This is a genomic window from Salipiger sp. PrR003, from assembly GCF_010500785.1.
Taxonomy (GTDB): Bacteria; Pseudomonadota; Alphaproteobacteria; order Rhodobacterales; family Rhodobacteraceae; genus Salipiger; species Salipiger pacificus_A.
In genome coordinates this window covers 45,086-64,514 of record NZ_JAAGOV010000038.1, presented here as the reverse complement: position 1 = coordinate 64,514, position 19,429 = coordinate 45,086, and the positions used below count along the sequence as shown (strand labels likewise).

The window sequence follows — 19,429 nt, the reverse complement described above, 5'->3', positions numbered from 1 at the left end:
CCCTCGGGTAACCGTCGCCCTTTAGGGATTTACGAGACCGAAATCATCAGGGCTTGAAATCTAATCAGACTTGCCCAATGTTAACCTAATTGGTTAACAGGAGTAGATTTTGATGACGAAGACCAAAGCCGACGATCAGAAGACATTTGTGACCCTGCTGCTGGACCGCAGCTACAGCATGATGGATCGCCGAACCGACACCGTAGAGGGCGTCAACGCATACATTGCAGGCCTCAAGCAGGCCCCGGGGAAGTACCGTTTCACGCTTCTGCAGTTCGACAGTGTTGGGTCCTTGAACGCTGACAAAATGGAGATTGCGCCGATCATCGAGGCCGCGAAGATCAAGGACGTGGACCTGATCACTGACGAACAGTTCACGCCTCGCGGTGGAACGCCGCTTATCGATGCCACCGTCACGACGATCAAGTCGATCGAGGAGGCAGTCGCTGGCCGCGATGTCAAAGTCGTCCTAGCCGTGCAGACCGACGGGGACGAGAACACCTCGAAGCAATACACGTGGAGCTACCTGAAGGAACTGCTGGCCGCCAAGGTGGCGCAAGGCTGGCAGATCGTCTTCTTGGGCGCTGACATCAACGCCTACCAGCAGGGCGCTTCAATGGGGCTCAGTGCCTCGAAGACGATGTCTTACTCCGGCAAGGAAGGTACTCGTGCCGCATTCGCCGAGACCGCAAGATCCACGATCGCCTTTGCATGTGGAGACGTCTCCGAGATGAACTACAGCGTGGCAGCCAAACTGTCGGCCGGCGACGCCTACTTGAGTGACGCCGAAAAGTCGTCGGCGTGACCGGCGTGACTTCCGAGCCGCGGGTTGAGGAACACAGGGCCAGACCCGCGGCCTCAATCTGAATGTGAGGAAGATCCAATGGGCGACAAGATCAAGAAGCGATTTTCAGAGTCTCTTCGCCGCCATCTCGAGGAACAGAATATCAGCCAGTCACACCTGGCCGCGCAGCTCGGGGTGTCGCGCGCATATGTGTCCTCTCTGACCAGCGGCAAAAAGAACGCCTCCCCCGCAAGGATCGATGAGATAGCCAAGTCCATTGGTTTGTCTGAGGCCAACTCAAGAAAGCTCCACACGGCTGCAGCGATCGACATGGGCTTCAAAATCCAACTCCCGGATGATGACGACTTCTAAAGGATAAATTGTTGACACGCCGAGCGGCACCGTGGTATCTATTCATTAAGTTACTAAGGATAGACCAGTGCCCCACCCTGTTGAAGATCTCGCCCTCACTCCCGCTGACGAAGCCGTCATCGCAAGCGTTCTCGCATCGGTGCGCCCGGAGAACATCGGGCGCCTTGCACAAGTGGGCGCTTGCCGCGAATTCGCGACCCAGTACATCGACATTGACGGCGTGGTCGACCTCGATGCTGTCTGGGCTGATCGCGAAAAGCTCCAGAATGCCGACAATGCCATGCGCCGCGCACGCTACAAGCCCAAGGCCGCAGTCGCCGCCTGAGACAGCGCATAGGTCGACCACAGCTATCGACCCATTCAAGTGAGCGGCCTGTTTCCAGCAGGCCGTTGATTAGCTGCCAGCGCCGCAACGCCCAAACCCTGATCTTACGGAGAGAACCATGAACAGTCTCAGATTTCGCTGCGAGCTTCTAAAAGTCATGCCTGGTTACCAGTGGACAGTCCACCAAACGTCCCGTCCGGAGAGCTACCAGTCTGCAACTGGAACGCTATCGAGCGGCTTCAACCGGCTCTCGACCTTGTCCGTAATCAGGACTGAGAGGGATGGCGAGATTTCTTACAGCGTGAAGTCAGCGCCTCACGGCACCAAGTCTCCGTGGGAACACGTCGAAGAGGACCACACCTTGGCACGGGCACTTCGTAAGCTGCAAAAGCACTACGAAAGGCAGGCCGCGCATTTCCGCAGCCTGGCGGAATGTATGCAAACCGGGCGAAAGGCTCGAGAGGTACATGCCTGATGACCACCTACACCGTCCTCGCCTACCGCCCGAATGGAGCTGACTACTGCAAGGGATGCCTGATGGGCACCTCCGACAGTGACTTTGAATTCGAAGCCTTCGAAAGCGCCGAAGAGGCAGCCCGATACGCAGGAGAATTCCTTTTCCATGACCAGCTGAAGACGGAGCTGGAAGTCGACTGCTACGAGCTGACGTTCCTCATCGATGGCGTCGAAGACCATGAGCGCAATGTGGAAGCGATGGCCGAGGCCAACATGCAAGAACGGCTCGAGGCCCACCGTAAGGCTGAAGCAGAGCGCAAGAAGGAGGAAGAGGCCGCAGCGGAACGCAAGCGCGAGGAACTCGAGAAGCGCAAGCATGCTGAGGAGCTGGCCAAGTTCCGAGAACTGAAGGCCAAGTTCGAGCCCAAAGAGGGACCGAATGCTTCAGATGCCTGAGATCGATATGTGCCCTCTTTGCGGAAGCGCCGACGTGGCCGGTCCGACCTCGTGGCGCCGGAAGCGTGATAGCTTGGTTCCTCGCCATCGATACGAGATGAGGTTCAACTGCCGGGGATGCAATCACGTCTATCAGGTGTTCGTCGAGGGGAACACGCCTGAACTTCGCAGGCAGCAAGCAATTCTCCGTTGGCAGCAAGCGCGACCGGCGAACATGGTGCCCTCCGTTAGATTGCAGGAAGCACGCCCCAAGAGTTTTGAGGGAAAATCCCTTCCCGACCCCGAAATGGACCTCCTGCATTCTGCCCTTGGACGGCCGGCTGACCCAATGCGGGCGTCGATGAACTATTGCCAAGTGGTTCGCCATACGCCGCAGGACATCGCTCTGTCGCTGTCCCCGAATTGGAAGAAGTCCGGTCAAAGCGGTCAGGATCGCTCGGTCTACACCGCGACAAAACCCGGTCGAGAGGCACTGTGCGCTTATCTGGACAGACTTGCAGAAGAGAGCCCTGGCCAATACGACTACCGCAGAAAATCCCGCCGAGACTTCCGAGCCGAAATCATCCCTGCAGATTATGCTCGAGATGAAGAGCTTGGCAGAGGAATACAATGCAGCCCTTCACCAAGAGTGGCTCGACCTTGCAACCGCCCTGACCCTGTCAAGCGACATCAGGAACTGACCCCTCGGCGTCACGAAGAACTGCCCCCCTCCATTTTGGGCTGAACATTGGTGTTGTCTTGCGGCGGAGCGGCCTTCTGCAGAAGGCCGCTCCGCCGCTTTTCGCGTAGTCGGTAGCTTTCGCCGCGGATGGTGACCACATGGCTGTGGTGCAGCATCCGATCGAGGATCGCGGTGGCAACCACGGGGTCGCCGAAGACGGTGCCCCATTCTCCCACCGCCCGGTTCGAGGTCACCAGCAAGGCGCCACGTTCATACCGGCGACTGACGAGCTGGAAGAACAGGTGGGCGGCATCTGGCTCGAACGGGAGGTAGCCGAGCTCATCGACGATCAGCAGCTTCGGCTTGGCGTAATGGGTGAGCTTTTCTTCCAGCCGCCCCTCGGTGTGGGCCTTGGCCAGCGTCGCGACCAGCGTCGTCGCCGGCACGAACAGCACGGTGTAGCCAGCGACGATGGCCTCACGGCCGATGGCAACGGCCAGATGCGTCTTGCCGACACCGGGCGGCCCGAGAAGTAGCACCGCCTCGCCATTGGCGATGAAGCGCCCCGTGGCGAGGTCCCGGATCTGGCCGCGGTCGATGGAGGGCTGCGCGGCGTAGTCGAACCCGGTGAGATCGCGGTGGAACGGGAAGCGGGCCAGGCCGAAGCTCATCTCGATCCGGCGCTGGTCCTTGCGCGCGATCTCGCGTTCACACAGCATGGTCAGCGCCTCGCGGATCGTGAGCTCGCGGCGCCCGGCTTCGTCGAGCAAGCTGTCGAGCTGATCCCGTATGGCTGTCAGCTTCAGGCGCGTCAGCATCCGGTCCAGATGGTCGGGCAGATCGGGCAGCATCACCAAGCCCCTCCCGCGACAGCGTCATACTCGCTCAGCGGCCGAAGTAGCGTTGGCGCCTCCGGTGTCGGACAAACTGCCCTGCGGCGTCCGATATCGGCAAAATGGGCCGGATCGGCGACGCGTCCATGGCGACCGCTGCGCACCGCATGGCGCGCGACATCCTGCCCGGCATGCTGGACGCGCAGGTCCGGGCCCGCCACGATGACAGTCACCCGCTCGCCGATCAGCCTCCAAGGCACGGAATAGGCATTGCCGTCGACCTCGACCGAGCAGTCGGAGGTCACTTTCCGAACCAGGTCCCGGCTCGCCAGGAAGGGTGGGATCCCCGCAATGGGCCGCAGGACACGCGCCTCGTCCCGATCAAACCGCAGCCGTGGCGCCTCGCCGGTCGTGCCGTGGATCCGGACGTCCGCCACATCGCGTGTCCAGGCATCCAGGTGCGCTTCGAGCGCGGCGAAGCTCTCGAACTGCCGACCGGCGACTGCGTTCTTCTTCACGTAGCCGACGCCACGCTCGTCCTTGCCCTTCGTCCGGGCTCGGTAGGGCGCGCAGGCCTTCACCTTGAAGCCCCAGTGCCGGGCGAAAGCATGCAGCTTCGGATTCACGACCACCTCGCGTGAGACCGGGTCATGGTGCTGGATCAGCGCCCGGGCATTGTCGAGCAGCACCTCCTCGGGCACACCGCCAAAGGCCCGGAAGCAGCTCTCCATGCCATCGAACCAGTGCTCCTGGCGTTCACCCCGGTAAGCCCGGGCGTGAAGCCTGCGGGAATAGCCGAGCGTGGCGACGAAAAAGAATACCTTCTCCATCTGTTCCCCGATCGCGACACGCCGCTCGCCGAAGTCGATCTGCAACTGCTGACCGGGCCGCGTCTCAAAGCGCACCGTCGCACGAGCCTCGGCGCGCAACTCCTGTCGCAGGTGGGCGACCGCGCGCTCGACCGTGCGCAGGCTCACCGCGATCCCGAGCTCCGCCGCGAGTTCCTGACGGACCACGTCGGCATTGCCGGCATGGCGGCGGAACCGTTCGCCCAGCCACGCCTCATGACCATCGAGCGCCCGGGGCCGACGCTGGGCCTTCGCGGCGCACCAGCCGCCCTCCGCCAGCCATCGCTTCACCGTGTTCCGGGAGCACCCAAGCTCGGCCGCGATCCGCTTGCTCCCCCAACCGCACGCCTTCAACGCAAGCATGGCCGACACTTCGTCCGGCGTCCGCATCTCGATCCTCCCCGACACCACCGTCGGTGAAAGACCATTCCTCAACTCGGTCATCTTGAAACCTCCTATCCACAGGAGGGGGCAGTTCCTCATGTCGACAGGGGGTCAGTTTGCTGTGTCGCCTGACAGACCCACCATTTCTCGGAGCACGCCGAAGACGAGGAAGCCTTCAGCGACCACGTCTGGGCCGAGCTCTCCCAACATGTCACGCGAGACATCCGCTCGAACCGCTCGCGCTCTTCCGGTGAGCATTGCGTGGCGCACGTCTGCGAGCAGCTTCGCCTCGATACCGCCACCGAACTTCTGGATCGCCACAGCCCGTTCTCGCAGAAGATCTCCAACCTCATCGAGGCCGCTAACAAGGCTGCCGTGGCGCCGAAGGTGACCCATGGGTAACTACACAAAGCTCACTCCCCGTCCCCTCGATGGCTGGGACAAAGGTGATCACCTGGCCTTTGCGCTCGCGGGTCTGTCTGCCGTAACGGGCCGTGCCCTTCACGAGCTTCTTTTGCCGGAAAGCCGCGGATGGGTTGGGGACTATCCTGAAAAGCTGGCCGACGACCTGCAGCACTGGGTCGACATGGTCCGCGCCCAAGATGTCGGCATGGCTGGCCCACCCGACAAGGCCTTCGAGAAAGCAGACGACATGTCTCGCCAGCAGGCCCTGAATCTCATTGCCGCGCACGCGGATGCCGGAGAGTGGCCCGGCGCCACTCTGGTGAAGAAATGCTTCTCGGACGATGCCACCCTCGTGCTCGCGTGGCACGCCTTCAACGGTAAGCTCGGTGCGGCCAAGGCCTTCTACCAAGTGGTCCTGCCTGGCGCCAAGCAGTACAGCATCGAGACGGACCCAACATGCCTTCGGGTCAGGGTTACCTGCTGGCCGGACGGCCTGTCAGGCGACCGCAATCTGTTTGCCGAGTCCTGGTCAGAGGACGACGATGCGCGTGCGTGGTTCGTGGCCACTCTGAAAATCCTCGTGCAAATCGAAGACTCTGAAAAATGACGGATATCGTGATCCGGCTCAAACGCATGATCCCCATTGGCCGCACCATGTGTGTGTTCGAAAGGTATACCGCGGAGATGACTGCGAGAGAGGCAGCTCGGGAGATCGAGCGCCTCAGAGAACGCGTGCGAATGCTCGAGCTAAGTCGCCTCGAACCAAAACGGAAGGAAAAGATCGCATGACGCAGAAGGCCATGAAAGAGGCGTTCGACCTCCTAAACGAGGCCGCCGCTGGCCGCAGACAAATTACACCCCAAGAGGCTGTGTACCTGCGGGAGCTACTCGCGGATCGCGATGAGGTGGCACGCCATTCCCGTGCCCGGCTCGACGCCCTCGACATCGCCCTCGGGCGAGCCTCGATCCCGAAAGATATGAGGTTCCCGGATGGGTAACAATCGCTCTACTCAAGCGAACGCGTGAGTGCGACGAGCGAAGCAATGTGCCTCGGCAAGTCACTTCGCGAATGCAGAAAATCGACTATCGCAAGGTCATGGGGTCGTCGACAACGATGACAAAGTGCTCTCCAGCGCGTGCATAGCTATGTCCGGTTGCGTTCGCGGAATGTAAAAGGATCGAACAGTCCCTAAGCATGACACGTCCAGCGCCGATCGCTTCACATCGATCGATGAGCTCTGCCTCGTACAGATTGGCCTGATGCTCGCCGAACGTGTCGATTGTCCAGAGCGCGATATCGACGAGACTGGCTTGTGCGAGAGGCGTGAGATGCCAATCTCTCACGCGATTCCGCGCCGCCGCCGTGCCTCCGCGAAGGCACTGTGAACAGCCTCCCGCCCAGTGCCGGGAGCGCGCTCGCCTCTAATCGCCTGCTCAAGCCCCAGCGACAGACGTTCGCGCAAGGCTTCGAGCTCGGCCTCTTCACTCTCAAGAAGTCGGAGCCCAGCGCGAACCGCCTCACTGCTGTTCTGATAATGGCCCGAAGCGACGAGCTTCTTCAGGAAGGCGTCTTGTTCTTCTGTTAGAACGACATTCCGGGTGGTCATGAGAATTCCCTCACACTTGCATTGGCAATATATGCCAATGCTGTGGGCATAACAACGGCGGTACTCGCCTCCAGAAGATGAGGTTCCCAGAAGGCTGACCGCGGTCTGGTCGGATGCTCGGTCACTCCCACTTGACGATTTCAGAGTTTCAGTTTCAGAGAGTTTTCATGAAAGACATTCCAACAGAGTACCTGGAGCCCGAGAAGTTTGTTACCCTTGCGCGTGATATTCTCGACGGCGAAAGAGAGTTCGAGGACGAGCGCATGCTCATCCGGCGGGACTTTCAAGACCTCGACCTGGAGATCCGCAGGAAGTCCCTTCCGGGCAAGCGCGGGACGAACCCGGTCACTATGGTCAAGAATGGAGAGATCATCAGGCATCACGGAGAGCACGTGTACCTGACGCAGCACATGAAGGGCGTCGCGCGAGACCTGTACGCTATCCGCCCAGCGCGAAGGGCTCACCTGGCGCTCCGCAAGGTGATTTCGCCAAAGACACACAGGGAGATGGCCGACACATCCGACGTACTGATTACCTTTCAGGAACAGTCCAAGGAAGCGATGGCTGAAGAGCTTCTTCGGCTCACGCGCACTCTGATCGACAGCGGTCTTTTCGAGATCGACCACAAACGGTCTTACGACGAATGGCTTCTTCTTCGTGTCGCGCCGGCGATCGCCAAGTGCCTCAATCCTGAGATCGAGCTACGGCAGGAAGAGATCGCGACACTGGAAGAGGCGGAAGAGGACCATGTGACCTTCATCGCAGATGGAGACACCGACAAGATGGCAGAGGCCGCAAAGTCTATCATGAGGAACTACAGTCTCATGCGCGCAGCAAAACCGGGTGTTCCCGATGACATTCGCCGCGCGTGCGATATCCTCATCCGGCCCCGGCCGAACGCGCTCAGTATTGCCGTCGATACAGTGAAGCCAGGAAGCTACCCGAACCGGGCCGAAAAAGACGATCGCGAGCCGCTCCCAGGGATATTTGTCATCGCGACAGACGAGCATGAACACGATCATGTGGTCGAGTATCGCGACGAGATGGTCGAGGCCGAACGCGACTTCGATTTGGCTATCGCCCACCGCGCTGGCGAAGAACTCTCTCGCGAAGACATGAGCTACGCGCGGGCGCTTGCGAACCGGGCCTCAGAAATCACCCGCGAGGACATCGTCGCCTTCACCCTCCAGGACGGCAACGGTGACTATCTACGGGAGCACAAGCTCGAGATCCAAGCGGATGCCCCAGCGCCGGGCTTCTCGATCTAAGTGACTTCGTGGGACAGCACTGCTGCTGTCCCACTTCAGAAATCAGAACCTCAGGTTTCGTTCTCGAGCGTGGCTCTGCGGTCGACTTCGATCTCAACACTCAAATTCCCTTTGCTCACTACGCGCTTGAAGGTGCCCGAGAGTGTTCCGCGGAGTATCCTTTCACTCATGCTGGTGCCAAAGCCATTTCCAAGCATGGCAGGAGGAGGCGCCTCGAACACGCCCCTTTCCTCCCAAATGATCCTGATGCGATCCTCACTGTGGCTGGACTTGCACACAATCACGCCATCACTTTGGCTCATGGCTCCGTACTTTACAGAGTTCGTGCACAGCTCGTTGAGAACGAGAGCAAATGTGGTGACAGCCCCCGGGGCAAGCATGAAGTCATCCCCATCAAGCGGTATGGACATGCTGGTGAAGGGCCGACAGATGGTTTCCAGCAACTTCGAGAACCGAACTCCAGCATCAGTTTGACCAGTAATCCCTCCGACAATCATCGACTGCGCGGCTGAAAGGGAAATGAAGCGATCCTTCATGAGATCGGCGAGTTCCTGAGCGGTTTCCACCTCACGCGCGCACATGCTCAACAGGCTGCCCGCAACCGCAAAGCAGTTGCCAACTCGATGACGCATCTCGGAGAGGATCAAGTCTCTCTGCTGTTCGAATTCTTTCTGGAGCGTGATGTCGCGTGCGATCTTCGATGCAGCTACGATGACACCAGCATCGTCTCGAACCGGTGAGATCGTCAGTGAGATCGGCACCTCACTGCCATCCTTGCGCTTTCGCACCGTCTCGAAGTGCTCGATGCGTTCCCCGAGTTTCAGGCGGCGGATGATCTCAGGCTCCTCATCCATCCGATCGTCTGGGATGAGCATTGTGATCGAACGCCCGATTGCCTCGTGGGCGGAATAGCCAAATAGTCGGGTGGCGCTAGCGTTCCAGCTCAGAATGCGCCCGGTCAGATCCTTGGTGATGATCGCATCGTTTGAGCCCTCGACGATCGCCGCGTAATGCCGCTCCAGGGCGCCGCCAAGAGGATATTTCTTTACTGGATCACTCATCGGTAGACTTGTCCTCGGCGTTGACGGCCAGACCAAATGCCTGGGAATTGTAGAACCTTGGTGCTTCTACATGAGATAGTGGTGAACTCCAAGATGAGAGTATACATGTCCCTCGACAACATGGGCCCAGGCCGACTGGGCATCGTGCGCATTTTCAGAGTCTGTGGCCTCCCTAAATCGTTGTGAAAGCATCCTGCGCTAAGCGGGGGCATGATTTCCCTTTCCAGAGCATTCCACCACCTGTTGAATTCGTACATCTGCGTAGGCCTCGCCGACAATGAGAACGAACGTGACGTGCGGAGTATCTATGATGAGCTCCACCCCAGAGCCCGGTTTGGTATCGACATCCGCTATGGTCACTTCATCAGGGTCGCTGACGATGCGCTCATTGGCGACTGCTGCTGGCTCGGCGACTATGCCAGCATTGGTCGGCTGAGCCAGCTCGTAGAGCATGTGCACCTGGGGGCCTGCGCCTCAATCGGATGGGGGGCGAAGCTGGGCTCTGGAGTGGAGATCGGATGGGTTGGACCACAGGACCGCGCCCGCGGAATATCACGGAATGGCTGCGCCAGCTGTATACCTGGGAGACGGACGACCAGTTCTATCGGCCGCTCGAAACGGCCGTGATCGCCTTGACTGAGGCCTATATCGCGGTGGAGATCGTTGATAAAGTGACCGGCGCGCGAGAGGTCCGTGCTTCCACCATGCAACTCCGCTTCACTCGGGATTCCTACGAGCAGTTCGGCTACAAGTGCGTCGACGAGACAAGCGGCCCGATCATTCGCCGTGCGCCCCGCAAGATTCTAGAGCTGCTCACCCCAACAGATAACGAGAATGCTCAAAACTGGCGGGCTGACTGCTGGGCCCGCATTGAGCGCCGTGAGCAGAACCGTCTGGCAAAGGGAGAACTGATTGAGCTTGACGAGCCCATGCGGTTTACAAATGACCGGGAATATACCCTCTTCAGGCTCGAGGACGGTCGACGGAATATTTTTGCCGCAGTGAGCCCTGAAAAAGGTTACGAGGTGGCTCGGGTGAGGATATCCAACTGGAGGGACCGCCGCTTCACACGACTACAGGGGAGACGGCTCGCTGAGTTGAAAGACGCATGGAAAGAGGCGAAGGTGATGAAAGAGCAAAGACAGAGCTTCGCAAACCGCTTTCTTGAGCAGGTGGACAGGATGTTCGACGGCGCTCCAGCAAAGTCAAGCACGCAGCGGCCGTTCGAGACCTGGACCCGCGCCGAGGTAGACTCTGAAATTGCACGGCTGCGTCCTCTTGTGCCCTCCAAGGGCACAGGGGTCGATGAAGTCACCTGGTTTGAGCTTCAGAACTTCGTGGCGGACCTCAATGACGAGGACGCAGCGCTCTACCTGAAAAAGCTCGACTACGCGATGCCATCCGAGCCCTACCTTGCGAAGATGCTGACCATCGCGGTGGAAGCCCACCATGGACAGACGGATCGCGGTGGCGCTCCCTATGTCCTGCACCCGATGGAAGTTGTCGCTATCCTCCGGGGGAAGTTCCCGGACGCTGACGACGAGCTCTTGGCACAGGCAATGGGGCACGACATCATCGAAGACACGGATGAGACCCGAGAAACCCTGCTCCAAAAAGGCATGACCGAGCGGATCGTCGATGGCATCGAAGGTGTGAGCAAAGATCCTGAAAAGCGCGAAAGCATGGATGACTACAAGGCGCGAGTGTTCGAGAACGAAGATCGGATGAAGGTCAAACTCTCCGACCTGACACACAACAGCGATCTTTCCCGCCTTAAGAAGGTCCGCGACAAGGATGTCGAGCGCCAGTCCCGATATCTGCAGTTTGCCGCTGAAATCGAAGCCCGCCTCGGTTTGACCGCTGCCCCAAAACTCTGAAAACCGCAATCCACGCGACCACGACGAGGATGCCGTGCCAGGACTATCCCTTGCCGCCCGAAGTCTGTTCCTGAGCTCGGAGGCAAGGGCGAGGCCCCCCTGACAGCGCGCAAATTCAGAGAACTCCTCGAGACTTTTCAGGAAGAAACTTACGCCGTTTTGACCCAATAGCGCATCGTCTTTCCTATATGGACCTCATGGCGCGACAAGCCTGTCCATATAAGGAGGATAGATGAGAGAGATTTCAGACCACACCAAGGCCTACCTGTTCTCTCACGCCAACAAGAAGCAGCTTTCGTTCGGGGGACATGATACCGAGCACCGGCCGACGGATGACACCATCGAGGCCATCCTCTTCTCCCTCGAAAATGGCTACCAAAGAGCTGTTCTGGCTGACACTGGCATCGATCGGATCACGCTGGAACGTACGGGGAAACCCATCACTCCCGACGTTCTCGAACTTGGAGATGAGAACATCTTTGCCTTCATGGACAGGGCAGGAAGAACGCAAATGTTCCGTAAGCGGGAGGCAGGAGAGCCGGCCTTTCTGCTGTCCGATCTGGAGCAACTCGTAGCTGAGCGCACGCAACCTGCGCCGCCTATGGGGATGTGATCGGTAGGAATGGCAGTTTACGTCGACGATATGTACCGATACCCCATGGGCCGCTACGGGCGCATGAAGATGTCCCACATGGTGGCCGACACCCGGGGCGAGCTGCTCTCCATGGCCCGTGAAATCGGGATGACAGAAGCAATGATTGCGAAGTGGCTCCAATATCCTGGCACTCCGAGAGAGCACTTCGACGTACCCATGGACCCCAGAGAACTGGCGATCGCAAAAGGCGCCGTCCCCGTTACCATGAGGCAGCTCGCGCGCATCCGGGCCCGCAATCGCAGTGACTTTCACGCGTATACTCAAGGGACCGCTCCCGCGTTCTCCTTCTGACCTTCTTGCGCAAGCAGAAAAATAAAGATAGGCTCCTGACAACATTTCGGAGCCCCCTACCCCCATGAATCCTCTTCAGATTGCCTCGATCGTCCTGGTCTTGGCCGCCGTATCCGGCGTCTTCAACTACTTCGTCCTACGCCTCCCCCAAGCCATCGGCATCATGGTGACGGCACTGATCGGTTCCATCCTCATCCTCGGATTGGATCACCTATACCCCTTCTTCGATCTCGCCGGTCAGGCAAGGGACCTAGTTCGTTCCATGGAGTTCTCGAGCACTGTCCTCGACGGCATCCTCGGGCTCCTTCTGTTCGCCGGCGCGCTCCATGTCTCTCTTGACGATCTCAAGAAACAAGCTTTGCCGGTTCTTCTCATGGCGACCCTTGGCATCGTGATCTCCACGACGATCGTTGGCGTTGGCTTTTCGTGGCTCACGGGCATGCCTCTGCTGATCGCGCTCGTCTTCGGATCGCTCATCTCGCCGACAGACCCGGTGGCCGTCCTTGGCATTCTGCAGAAGGCCAACATTCGCAAAAGCCTCGAGACCAAGATCACCGGAGAGTCCCTGTTCAACGATGGTGTCGGCTATGTCGTCTATCTTCTGCTCGTCGGGATCGCATTCGGCGCGGCGCATGGTGACGCCCATGGCGCCTCGGAAGGCGTCGAATATGCCGCAGCAGCTCAACTCTTCGCACAAGAGGCGGCCGGTGGCGCCCTACTCGGTGCCGCGCTGGGCTGGGCATGCTTCCAACTGATGCGCCGTATCGATGAGTACGCGCTCGAGGTTCTCCTGACTCTGGCACTTGCCTTCGGTGGCTACGAGCTGGCCATTGCGCTCCACGTGTCCGCCCCCATCATGGCCGTCGTTGCGGGTCTCATGATCGGGAACGTCGGCCGGCGTGATGCCATGTCCGAGGAGACCCGCCTGCACGTCGACAAGTTCTGGCACCTCATCGACGAGATCCTCAATGCCGCCCTGTTCGTCATGATCGGTATCGAGATCTTCGCTCTGACCTTCGAAGAGACCATGATCATCGCTGTGCCTGCAGCCATCGTTCTGGCCCTCCTAGCCCGCTTTGTCTCGGTCCTGGTCCCCATCACCCTCCTCCGGACTTTCCGCGAGCAGGATGGCGATGTCATTCCCATGATGACTTGGGGCGGCGTCAAAGGCGGCATCTCGATTGCACTGGCCCTGTCTCTGCCCGAGAACGAGTGGAAGCCGCTCATCCTGGCAGCGACCTATGCCGTCGTAGTGTTCTCGATCCTCGTGCAAGGGCTCTCGGTTGGCTGGCTGGCACGCAAGCTCGAGCTGCGCCGTGGTTGGACCTCCGGCCCGACCTCCCAGTAACCACTCTCTGAAAATGCATGCGGCCGGCGCGAGGCGTAGCGGCCGCATGCGACCTGTCGATTGCCGGAATGCTTAGGCCCGCATGATGCCCGGATCGGGCTCTCCGCTGGCCGCCCGGTCAATGTAGCGAGAAACCATGTTCTGTGCGTGCTGGACTGCCCCTTTTGACCACGCAGCGCGCTCTCCCGCCAACAGCTCATATGAGACCTTCTTCCCCGTCGGAGAAGCTCCGTGGTACGCGGCACCAATCAGAGCACCTGTGGGAGAAAGATGGAAGCGCCCGTCTCCGAGCACTTCGCCCTTGCCGCCAATGTAAGAGATTGCGATCGTTCGAGCCATGTCACTAATCTATATTCAGAATATTTAATTAATCCTTCACGCGCTACGCTAGCATGAGTCGGTGACGCTTGGTTGACCACGATGTCGCAGGTCAGCCCTCAATAGGTAAAATTGGCGGGGCCTCGCCTGCAATGCAGGCCTCGATCGTCGGATAGAGCAGCCCCTGGTCTTTAAGCACCTGGCCGACATTGTGGATTGGACCGCGGACCTTGTAGAGCGAGATGTTGCCGGCCCGGGGGAAGCGATCCAGATGCCGGGTCTCAAGTCGGATATCAGTGAACAGGCAGTGGTATCGCGTCTCGTCATTGAAGAAGCCATCCACTGACTTCACCTTCCAGCGCCGCACCTTGCGGGTATAGGCCACCCAACGGTTCTCCTGCGGCATCACCATCGGGCAAACCGAGTACTGCGGCGCCATGGCGATTGTCGTCTCTGCGTCCAGCGCGCTGCTCCCCATGATTGCCAGAAAGCCCCCCATGCTGAGGCCCATCGTCACCACCCGGCGGCCAGCAGTGAGCGGCGCTATCAGGTCGCGGATCTGCGCCATGTCGAGGTTGTTGCCCCAGCTCCGCTGTTTGTCGAAGATGAAGACCTGGTTGCCCAGCGCCGGGTTGATCTTCTTGAACTCCTCCGACTGGATGTCGACACCGCCCAGGCCTAGGCCGACACCGATAAAGGTGACGATGCAGAAGTCTCCCTCACCTTCGAGGTAGGAGATTTTCAGGAACTCGTCGTTGTGGAGAACCGGGATGTCAGGGTGGTTGATGATCGGGTTTGCCATGGTGCTACGCTCATTGTGGTAGCGGAAGCATGACGTAGGACGGTTAACTCGACGTTCCTTCGCGCGCGCGCCTAGGCCTGATAGCGGCTACGCACCATCTCGAGGGCCTCATCCATGGATCGAGCGTAGCCCTGCTCGGGCTTGCTTCCCCAGACGACCCAGAGCCAACTGTGCGCGCGCTCGCTGATGTGGGTAGGGTACACGCGTCCGACCCGTTCTCCGCTCCGGAGAACCGTCAAGTCTCCCTCGTCGGAGACGCCTGCTATCACTGTTGGAATACGAGACCACATGGGGCCCGTCGATAGCTGGTTGAGTTCGCCATGCCAAGGCCGGCTATGCCTACTCAGATACGGCATCCAGCTTGGTGGGTTGTTTAAGGTTTCTCATTTACATCGGCGTCACACAGCCCAGAAGGAACTCCGATGAACCAGCAAGCTCGCAACGCAGTTTGGCAAAGCATGAACGCCCAAATGATGATGCTCCAGGGGCGCATGGCTGAGCGTGGGATCGCCCGGGTCAGCGGCCGCTACGAATTCAGCGACGAGACTACGGCCGACGATCTCGATTTCGTAGATCACGACGGGAACTTCCTGAAAATCCAGTTCGGAGACCACAAGTACATCGATCTACTTCCTCAGCTTGGCCTTGAAGTTGACGGTGCTGGCGCAGAGAAGGCAGTTCCGCTGCCGAATAATCCCACGTGCTGCATCACCAACGCGTTTGACGTCTTTGTAGAAGACATCGTGAATTTCGTGACCGCGACCGACCCTCACATGGACGAAAAGGGCCTCAGCGCGATGGCGATCGAGATCCGCGTCGAAGGCGACTTCACGGTCGAGCTGACGCGGCCCGTCAACGAGCACTGGAACTCGCAGGACTACTCAGGTGTCGATCCATCTATGGTGAAGAAGGTGGCCGATGCCGGGTGCCGCATCCAGGAGCGTCGTGCGTTCGAGGCGAGCGAACATGAGGACCTGGTCCGCGAAGTGTGCGCCCTCGAAGACCACGCTGAAGACGAAACCCAGTGGGTGCTCTGGAAGGAGTCCGCAAGCGACGACATGCTGTCCTGGGATATCCAACTGCTCGACATCGAAGACCTGGATGACATCGACCGATATCTGCAAGTCCTGAAACACTCAAACGACGCCGGATCATCGGGACCTCGCCTCTAGGCGCGTGGTGCGATGCTGCCTGAAGCACACATACGATCTCACCAAGTCAGCGAGGACACCCCATGAACCAACACGCACGCAACGAAGTCTGGAGACACCTCGACAACCAGATCAAGATGATCCAGGGCCAGATGCGGGACAAGAAGATCAGCGAGGCATCTGGGTTTTTCGACTTCGGGAATGACAACACCAGCTTCAACTCTGATTTCACCAACCCGGAGGCGGGCTGGACTGACGTCAACAGTGGCGGAGAAGACATCACCATGCTTCCTCGCGCAATCCTAGGAAGAGGTCGAGGGGGCGGGGAAGACGTTGTCTATCCCACCGATCCGGATGAGGAGGATACTTTCACCTTCCGAGAGGCATTCGCACTTCTGATGGATGACCTGAAGGATTTCATCACCCAGACGATGTCTCCCACTCCATTTGAGCGCGACCTAAGCCGCCTTGAAATCCACATCCCGGCAACCGGAGATCTCCGGGTCGAGACCGTGCAACCTGTGAAATCACCTTGGACTGCCAAAGAGACCTCGAGCGTGGACCTCGCGGTTGCCGACCGGATCAGCTACTTCGATTTCAGAATGACCGGCCGGCAGGAGTTCGAAGCAGAGGCCGCCGAGCACATCGTTTCCGACGCCCGAAAACGCTTCAGAGACTACGAGGAGTCAGATTGGGTGATCTGGGATCCGCGCGAAGATGGAGATGGCTACCTACTCGTGGGGAACGACATCGTCGCGATGCGGAATGCCTTCGACCAGCACAGCATGGCGTGGAGCGAAGAGGACGTGCCGGAGCCCGCAGGCCCCAAGATGTGAACGCCAATCGGGACACAAGACGCAAAGAAGCCGGCGAGTGACCTCGACCGGCTTCTGAATTTTCAGGATGTTTGGGCGTCAGGCCGACTTGATCTCGATGGTCCGCGGCTTCTGAGACTCGGGGACCTCACGCACCAGATCGATGATCAGCAGGCCGTTCTCTGTCTTCGCGCCCACAACTCGAACGTAATCGGCCGGAGTGAACGTGTGCTTGAATTTGCGCTGGGCGATACCGCGGTGACGGAAGGTCCGCTCTTCACCGTCTTTTGAGGTTTTCTTCTCGCCGATGATCTCGAGCGAACTCTCCACGCTAGTGACTGTCATCTCTTCAGGGGTGAAGCCCGCGACTGCCAGCGTGACCTGATACTCATCTTCGCCGACTTTCTCGATGTCATCCCTTAGGCACTCGGCGTGCTTCCATCTAATGGGTCTCCATCTATTCTTCAAGTGTTCATTTTTATCCTTGCTGTTTTCAGGCGCCACAGATACCTATCCATCAAACTTTAGTGGACGAACTCATGCGGCCAAACAGCCCAAACCTCTTGAAGTTCTTCTCTGGCCGCGGCCGTCTGCGTGTGGCGGTCGGCCTGGGTGGACTTGCCGTCGGAACTGCTGTCATGGCGGCTGCCGGCCTTCCAGTCGTTCCCGAGGGCCTACTCCTCAAAAATGATGCCAAGCATCCTCTCGAGGTCATCGAGGTCTCCGAAACCTACCTGGGTGAGGCCGCTCTTGAACTGCAGAAGCCAATGCTCGAGGGCCAGGGGGGACGATGCACCATCTCTCTCGATCCCGAGCCTATCGGTGTGATGACGACCCTCCACCCTACCACTTCGTGCGACGGCAAGGGGCTCACTGCTTTGCAGCTCGCCTATGAGCCCGAGCCTCACATCCCCGGCCTCTCCCTGAAATTCTGAAGAGGACACCTCAATGACGAACGATGAAGCCCGGGCCAAGGTCTGGGAAATCCTTCTGGAGCAGACCCAGAATATCCAAGCTGCAATGGCCAAGTTCGGCGTCGAACAGATCGAATACTCTGTCACCAACGACGAGGACTATGATGAGATCACCAAATTCAAGAGCGTTGACGGGACGCAGATCCGACCGAGGACTCTCACCGGCCCAGGGTACGAGATCGATCCCCTGCCCTACGTTTACGTCTCCGGTCAAGGCGACACCCGCGACGTTTCAGTGAACTTTGAGGACGATGCCCTCGAGCAGTGCGACATCCTCACAGCATGGCCCATCTACGCGCAGAGTCGACCTGATCCTCAATACCGAAGGCGAGGTGATCGACAAGATCGCGATCAGCATTTCGGCAGAAGGCCCCCCGGCGATCGAGCTGACCTATCCGGCCACGAAGGCCTGGAACCCGCCGGCTGCCCCGACGGTGGATGACGAAGTCAGACCAGCGCCAAGGGTCTTGTAGGGATCTTCTGTCATCGCATGGCTTCTTTCACCTCGTAATCCCTGGCTCAGAGGTCCTGGGCTTCCGACCTCTCCCGCATGTCCTGATCGCGAACCAGCCAGTAGACCAAGCCGAGCGCGAGCACGGTGGCGGCAAGGGCCCCGATCTTGGACGCCTCCGTCTCAGAGAGGTCAAGAATGATGAACTTGCGCACGATGGCAAGAAGCGTAATCAGGATGATGCTGCGGGCCTGGACTACCCCGAAACGGCGCTCGACGGCGACCAGCAGCGACCGCTTGAACTCGAGCGCGATCACCACGGTGAAGATCATCCCGAAAACCGCTTGGAACGTCCTGTAGTCCAGCGGATCGAGCCCGCCGAGGAGCAGGCGAAGGCCGACCTCGCGTATGAGTTGCCACAGCGCCGAGACGATGATGATCATGATGATGCCCGTGAGCACGACGATTGCCGCCTGCTCGAATCGTTCGTAGAGCGTCATTGCGCTCCAGTCTTCCCGGACTTTCGGCCGCGTTTCGGTCTGTTTCATCTGCTGCTCCATCGATTAACAGGCCCCGATCCTGCGATCGGGCCAGGCCGGCGGCGCGATGGTCGGAATGCCGCGCGGACCCGCTTCGGCGCTCAAAACCTGAGCGGCCGTCGGGCCTGAAAAGATGCCGATCGGATAAATAAATATTAGGGCGAGTCTTGCCAGCATGTTATCTCTTTTTCGGAGAAAAGGCGCCGCCCGGTCATCCCGCGGCAGCGCCGTGACACGCCCTCAGGCGCCCTTGACCTCGATGCGCTTGACCTTGGCCTGGGCTTCGGGTGTCTGCGGCAGACGGATCGTCAGCACGCCGTCCTTGAAACTCGCCTCGGCCTTCTCGCCATCGACGCCGGGCGGCAGCGGAATCGTGCGGTAAATCGCGCCATAGCTGCGCTCGGAGAGGTAGTAGCCCTTCTTCTCCTCCTGCCGCTCGATCTTCTTCTCGCCCTTGACGGTCAGCATGTCGTCGCTGACGGACACCTCAATGTCCTTCATATCCATGCCGGGGAGCTCGATCGACACCTCGACCGCGTTGTCGGTCTCGACCACGTCCGACCGGGCCTCTCCGCTGCCCCAGGGCAAGTCGAGTTCGCCGACGCGGTTCCAGAAGCCTTCGAACAGGCGGTTCATATCTCGCTGAAGCGTAGCGATGGGATTCTGGTCACCAGCTTTCGGTTCGGGCGCGTGATCTTTGTGCGCCCAGGGGATCAGGTCCTTAATCTGCATATCTATTCCTCCTAGT

Annotated in this window: 27 protein-coding genes; 17 read left to right on the top strand and 10 right to left on the bottom strand. The window is 59.3% G+C overall.

Going from position 1 to position 19,429, the window contains the following annotated elements:
• Positions 1 to 112 precede the first annotated feature (112 nt).
• The 4 genes from G0D83_RS12285 to G0D83_RS12270 all read left to right on the top strand — a co-directional run bounded on the left by G0D83_RS12285 (position 113) and on the right by G0D83_RS12270 (position 2,393).
• Positions 113 to 805 (top strand): vWA domain-containing protein, encoded by a 693-nt coding sequence (locus G0D83_RS12285; protein WP_164194142.1) that lies wholly within the window; start codon positions 113 to 115, stop codon positions 803 to 805.
• A gap of 78 nt (positions 806 to 883) precedes the next feature.
• Entirely contained in the window at positions 884 to 1,156 is a 273-nt protein-coding gene (locus tag G0D83_RS12280; protein ID WP_164194138.1) for a helix-turn-helix transcriptional regulator, read from the top strand.
• Between the two features lie 67 nt (positions 1,157 to 1,223).
• Positions 1,224 to 1,481 (top strand): hypothetical protein, encoded by a 258-nt coding sequence (locus G0D83_RS12275; protein ID WP_164194134.1) that lies wholly within the window; start codon positions 1,224 to 1,226, stop codon positions 1,479 to 1,481.
• Positions 1,482 to 1,955: 474 nt separating this feature from the next.
• The gene (locus G0D83_RS12270) at positions 1,956 to 2,393 is read left to right on the top strand and encodes a hypothetical protein (protein WP_164194130.1); all 438 of its coding nucleotides are present in this window, start codon (positions 1,956 to 1,958) and stop codon (positions 2,391 to 2,393) included.
• 690 nt (positions 2,394 to 3,083) lie between these two features.
• On the opposite strand, the gene istB is transcribed toward G0D83_RS12270, so the two are convergent.
• Together istB and istA are read right to left on the bottom strand one after the other, a co-directional pair.
• Positions 3,084 to 3,905, bottom strand: a complete 822-nt coding sequence (gene istB / locus G0D83_RS12265; RefSeq protein ID WP_164194349.1) for an IS21-like element helper ATPase IstB — start codon at positions 3,903 to 3,905, stop codon at positions 3,084 to 3,086.
• Positions 3,905 to 5,179, bottom strand: coding sequence for an IS21 family transposase (gene istA, locus G0D83_RS12260; RefSeq protein ID WP_370457234.1), 1,275 nt, complete (start codon positions 5,177 to 5,179; stop codon positions 3,905 to 3,907). Before istA ends, istB begins: the two co-directional genes overlap by 1 nt.
• 201 nt (positions 5,180 to 5,380) lie before the next feature.
• Between istA and G0D83_RS12255 the strand changes: the two genes are divergently transcribed.
• The 4 genes from G0D83_RS12255 to G0D83_RS12240 are packed head-to-tail and all read left to right on the top strand — an operon-like array spanning position 5,381 to position 6,522.
• Positions 5,381 to 5,521, top strand: a complete 141-nt coding sequence (locus G0D83_RS12255) for a hypothetical protein (RefSeq protein WP_164194128.1) — start codon at positions 5,381 to 5,383, stop codon at positions 5,519 to 5,521.
• Positions 5,514 to 6,131 (top strand): hypothetical protein, encoded by a 618-nt coding sequence (locus G0D83_RS12250; RefSeq protein WP_164194125.1) that lies wholly within the window; start codon positions 5,514 to 5,516, stop codon positions 6,129 to 6,131. The genes G0D83_RS12255 and G0D83_RS12250 overlap by 8 nt, the downstream gene beginning before the upstream one ends.
• Complete coding sequence (locus tag G0D83_RS12245) at positions 6,128 to 6,313, top strand: hypothetical protein (protein WP_164194122.1); 186 nt, start codon at positions 6,128 to 6,130, stop codon at positions 6,311 to 6,313. Before G0D83_RS12250 ends, G0D83_RS12245 begins: the two co-directional genes overlap by 4 nt.
• Positions 6,310 to 6,522 carry a hypothetical protein gene (locus G0D83_RS12240; protein WP_164194118.1) on the top strand — a complete coding sequence of 71 codons (213 nt, stop codon included), beginning with the start codon at positions 6,310 to 6,312 and terminating at the stop codon, positions 6,520 to 6,522. The genes G0D83_RS12245 and G0D83_RS12240 overlap by 4 nt, the downstream gene beginning before the upstream one ends.
• A 342-nt stretch (positions 6,523 to 6,864) precedes the next feature.
• On the opposite strand, the gene G0D83_RS12235 is transcribed toward G0D83_RS12240, so the two are convergent.
• A complete protein-coding gene (locus tag G0D83_RS12235) occupies positions 6,865 to 7,131 on the bottom strand; it encodes a type II toxin-antitoxin system ParD family antitoxin (protein ID WP_164194115.1) in 267 nt (88 codons plus the stop codon).
• Between the two features lie 167 nt (positions 7,132 to 7,298).
• Between G0D83_RS12235 and G0D83_RS12230 the strand changes: the two genes are divergently transcribed.
• A complete protein-coding gene (locus G0D83_RS12230) occupies positions 7,299 to 8,399 on the top strand; it encodes a hypothetical protein (protein WP_164194110.1) in 1,101 nt (366 codons plus the stop codon).
• 50 nt (positions 8,400 to 8,449) lie between these two features.
• Here G0D83_RS12230 and G0D83_RS12225 read toward each other — a convergent pair whose 3' ends face one another.
• Positions 8,450 to 9,460, bottom strand: coding sequence for a PAS domain S-box protein (locus G0D83_RS12225; RefSeq protein WP_164194107.1), 1,011 nt, complete (start codon positions 9,458 to 9,460; stop codon positions 8,450 to 8,452).
• A gap of 198 nt (positions 9,461 to 9,658) precedes the next feature.
• Entirely contained in the window at positions 9,659 to 9,913 is a 255-nt protein-coding gene (locus G0D83_RS32180; protein ID WP_235958056.1) for a hypothetical protein, read from the bottom strand.
• Positions 9,914 to 9,978: 65 nt separating this feature from the next.
• On the opposite strand from G0D83_RS32180, the gene G0D83_RS12215 reads away from it, so the two are divergent.
• The 4 genes from G0D83_RS12215 to G0D83_RS12200 all read left to right on the top strand — a co-directional run bounded on the left by G0D83_RS12215 (position 9,979) and on the right by G0D83_RS12200 (position 13,631).
• Entirely contained in the window at positions 9,979 to 11,337 is a 1,359-nt protein-coding gene (locus tag G0D83_RS12215; protein WP_164194100.1) for a bifunctional (p)ppGpp synthetase/guanosine-3',5'-bis(diphosphate) 3'-pyrophosphohydrolase, read from the top strand.
• A 232-nt stretch (positions 11,338 to 11,569) separates the two neighbouring features.
• A complete protein-coding gene (locus tag G0D83_RS12210; RefSeq protein ID WP_164194096.1) occupies positions 11,570 to 11,950 on the top strand; it encodes a hypothetical protein in 381 nt (126 codons plus the stop codon).
• Between the two features lie 9 nt (positions 11,951 to 11,959).
• A complete protein-coding gene (locus tag G0D83_RS12205; protein ID WP_164194093.1) occupies positions 11,960 to 12,283 on the top strand; it encodes a DUF4031 domain-containing protein in 324 nt (107 codons plus the stop codon).
• 64 nt (positions 12,284 to 12,347) lie between these two features.
• The gene (locus G0D83_RS12200) at positions 12,348 to 13,631 is read left to right on the top strand and encodes a sodium:proton antiporter (protein WP_164194089.1); all 1,284 of its coding nucleotides are present in this window, start codon (positions 12,348 to 12,350) and stop codon (positions 13,629 to 13,631) included.
• A 430-nt stretch (positions 13,632 to 14,061) separates the two neighbouring features.
• Here the strand turns inward: G0D83_RS12200 and G0D83_RS12195 are convergent, their stop codons facing one another.
• Positions 14,062 to 14,751, bottom strand: coding sequence for an alpha/beta hydrolase (locus G0D83_RS12195; RefSeq protein ID WP_164194086.1), 690 nt, complete (start codon positions 14,749 to 14,751; stop codon positions 14,062 to 14,064).
• 422 nt (positions 14,752 to 15,173) lie between these two features.
• On the opposite strand from G0D83_RS12195, the gene G0D83_RS12190 reads away from it, so the two are divergent.
• Together G0D83_RS12190 and G0D83_RS12185 are read left to right on the top strand one after the other, a co-directional pair.
• The gene (locus G0D83_RS12190; RefSeq protein ID WP_164194083.1) at positions 15,174 to 15,923 is read left to right on the top strand and encodes a hypothetical protein; all 750 of its coding nucleotides are present in this window, start codon (positions 15,174 to 15,176) and stop codon (positions 15,921 to 15,923) included.
• Between the two features lie 62 nt (positions 15,924 to 15,985).
• Positions 15,986 to 16,738 (top strand): hypothetical protein, encoded by a 753-nt coding sequence (locus G0D83_RS12185; protein ID WP_164194078.1) that lies wholly within the window; start codon positions 15,986 to 15,988, stop codon positions 16,736 to 16,738.
• A gap of 78 nt (positions 16,739 to 16,816) precedes the next feature.
• Here the strand turns inward: G0D83_RS12185 and G0D83_RS32175 are convergent, their stop codons facing one another.
• Complete coding sequence (locus G0D83_RS32175) at positions 16,817 to 17,221, bottom strand: Hsp20 family protein (protein WP_164194074.1); 405 nt, start codon at positions 17,219 to 17,221, stop codon at positions 16,817 to 16,819.
• Between the two features lie 23 nt (positions 17,222 to 17,244).
• Here G0D83_RS32175 and G0D83_RS12175 point away from each other — a divergent pair, with 23 nt between their 5' ends.
• Positions 17,245 to 17,652 carry a hypothetical protein gene (locus G0D83_RS12175; protein ID WP_164194070.1) on the top strand — a complete coding sequence of 136 codons (408 nt, stop codon included), beginning with the start codon at positions 17,245 to 17,247 and terminating at the stop codon, positions 17,650 to 17,652.
• A 13-nt stretch (positions 17,653 to 17,665) separates the two neighbouring features.
• Complete coding sequence (locus G0D83_RS12170) at positions 17,666 to 18,133, top strand: hypothetical protein (protein ID WP_164194066.1); 468 nt, start codon at positions 17,666 to 17,668, stop codon at positions 18,131 to 18,133.
• 77 nt (positions 18,134 to 18,210) lie between these two features.
• On the opposite strand, the gene G0D83_RS12165 is transcribed toward G0D83_RS12170, so the two are convergent.
• The 3 genes from G0D83_RS12165 to G0D83_RS12155 form a co-directional block, all read right to left on the bottom strand.
• Entirely contained in the window at positions 18,211 to 18,690 is a 480-nt protein-coding gene (locus tag G0D83_RS12165) for a phosphate-starvation-inducible PsiE family protein (protein WP_203595599.1), read from the bottom strand.
• A 15-nt stretch (positions 18,691 to 18,705) separates the two neighbouring features.
• Positions 18,706 to 18,858, bottom strand: coding sequence for a hypothetical protein (locus tag G0D83_RS12160; RefSeq protein ID WP_164194063.1), 153 nt, complete (start codon positions 18,856 to 18,858; stop codon positions 18,706 to 18,708).
• 63 nt (positions 18,859 to 18,921) lie between these two features.
• Positions 18,922 to 19,413, bottom strand: a complete 492-nt coding sequence (locus G0D83_RS12155) for an Hsp20/alpha crystallin family protein (RefSeq protein WP_164194060.1) — start codon at positions 19,411 to 19,413, stop codon at positions 18,922 to 18,924.
• Positions 19,414 to 19,429 lie beyond the last annotated feature (16 nt).

Excerpts from the sequence above, each read along its gene's own strand:
- G0D83_RS12240 (WP_164194118.1), top strand. The coding sequence starts at position 6,310 with ATGACGCAGAAGGCCATGAAAGAGGCGTTCGACCTCCTAAACGAGGCC.
- G0D83_RS12245 (WP_164194122.1), top strand. The coding sequence starts at position 6,128 with ATGACGGATATCGTGATCCGGCTCAAACGCATGATCCCCATTGGCCGC.
- G0D83_RS12155 (WP_164194060.1), bottom strand. The coding sequence starts at position 19,413 with ATGCAGATTAAGGACCTGATCCCCTGGGCGCACAAAGATCACGCGCCC.
- G0D83_RS12270 (WP_164194130.1), top strand. The coding sequence starts at position 1,956 with ATGACCACCTACACCGTCCTCGCCTACCGCCCGAATGGAGCTGACTAC.
- G0D83_RS12190 (WP_164194083.1), top strand. The coding sequence starts at position 15,174 with ATGAACCAGCAAGCTCGCAACGCAGTTTGGCAAAGCATGAACGCCCAA.
- G0D83_RS12225 (WP_164194107.1), bottom strand. The coding sequence starts at position 9,460 with ATGAGTGATCCAGTAAAGAAATATCCTCTTGGCGGCGCCCTGGAGCGG.
- G0D83_RS12165 (WP_203595599.1), bottom strand. The coding sequence starts at position 18,690 with ATGAAACAGACCGAAACGCGGCCGAAAGTCCGGGAAGACTGGAGCGCA.
- G0D83_RS12285 (WP_164194142.1), top strand. The coding sequence starts at position 113 with ATGACGAAGACCAAAGCCGACGATCAGAAGACATTTGTGACCCTGCTG.
- G0D83_RS12170 (WP_164194066.1), top strand. The coding sequence starts at position 17,666 with ATGACGAACGATGAAGCCCGGGCCAAGGTCTGGGAAATCCTTCTGGAG.
- G0D83_RS12200 (WP_164194089.1), top strand. The coding sequence starts at position 12,348 with ATGAATCCTCTTCAGATTGCCTCGATCGTCCTGGTCTTGGCCGCCGTA.
- G0D83_RS12230 (WP_164194110.1), top strand. The coding sequence starts at position 7,299 with ATGAAAGACATTCCAACAGAGTACCTGGAGCCCGAGAAGTTTGTTACC.
- istB (WP_164194349.1), bottom strand. The coding sequence starts at position 3,905 with ATGCTGCCCGATCTGCCCGACCATCTGGACCGGATGCTGACGCGCCTG.
- G0D83_RS12250 (WP_164194125.1), top strand. The coding sequence starts at position 5,514 with ATGGGTAACTACACAAAGCTCACTCCCCGTCCCCTCGATGGCTGGGAC.
- G0D83_RS12160 (WP_164194063.1), bottom strand. The coding sequence starts at position 18,858 with ATGCTGGCAAGACTCGCCCTAATATTTATTTATCCGATCGGCATCTTT.
- G0D83_RS12210 (WP_164194096.1), top strand. The coding sequence starts at position 11,570 with ATGAGAGAGATTTCAGACCACACCAAGGCCTACCTGTTCTCTCACGCC.
- G0D83_RS12280 (WP_164194138.1), top strand. The coding sequence starts at position 884 with ATGGGCGACAAGATCAAGAAGCGATTTTCAGAGTCTCTTCGCCGCCAT.
- G0D83_RS12185 (WP_164194078.1), top strand. The coding sequence starts at position 15,986 with ATGAACCAACACGCACGCAACGAAGTCTGGAGACACCTCGACAACCAG.
- G0D83_RS32180 (WP_235958056.1), bottom strand. The coding sequence starts at position 9,913 with ATGCTCTACGAGCTGGCTCAGCCGACCAATGCTGGCATAGTCGCCGAG.
- G0D83_RS12195 (WP_164194086.1), bottom strand. The coding sequence starts at position 14,751 with ATGGCAAACCCGATCATCAACCACCCTGACATCCCGGTTCTCCACAAC.
- istA (WP_370457234.1), bottom strand. The coding sequence starts at position 5,179 with ATGACCGAGTTGAGGAATGGTCTTTCACCGACGGTGGTGTCGGGGAGG.
- G0D83_RS12235 (WP_164194115.1), bottom strand. The coding sequence starts at position 7,131 with ATGACCACCCGGAATGTCGTTCTAACAGAAGAACAAGACGCCTTCCTG.
- G0D83_RS12215 (WP_164194100.1), top strand. The coding sequence starts at position 9,979 with ATGGGTTGGACCACAGGACCGCGCCCGCGGAATATCACGGAATGGCTG.
- G0D83_RS12205 (WP_164194093.1), top strand. The coding sequence starts at position 11,960 with ATGGCAGTTTACGTCGACGATATGTACCGATACCCCATGGGCCGCTAC.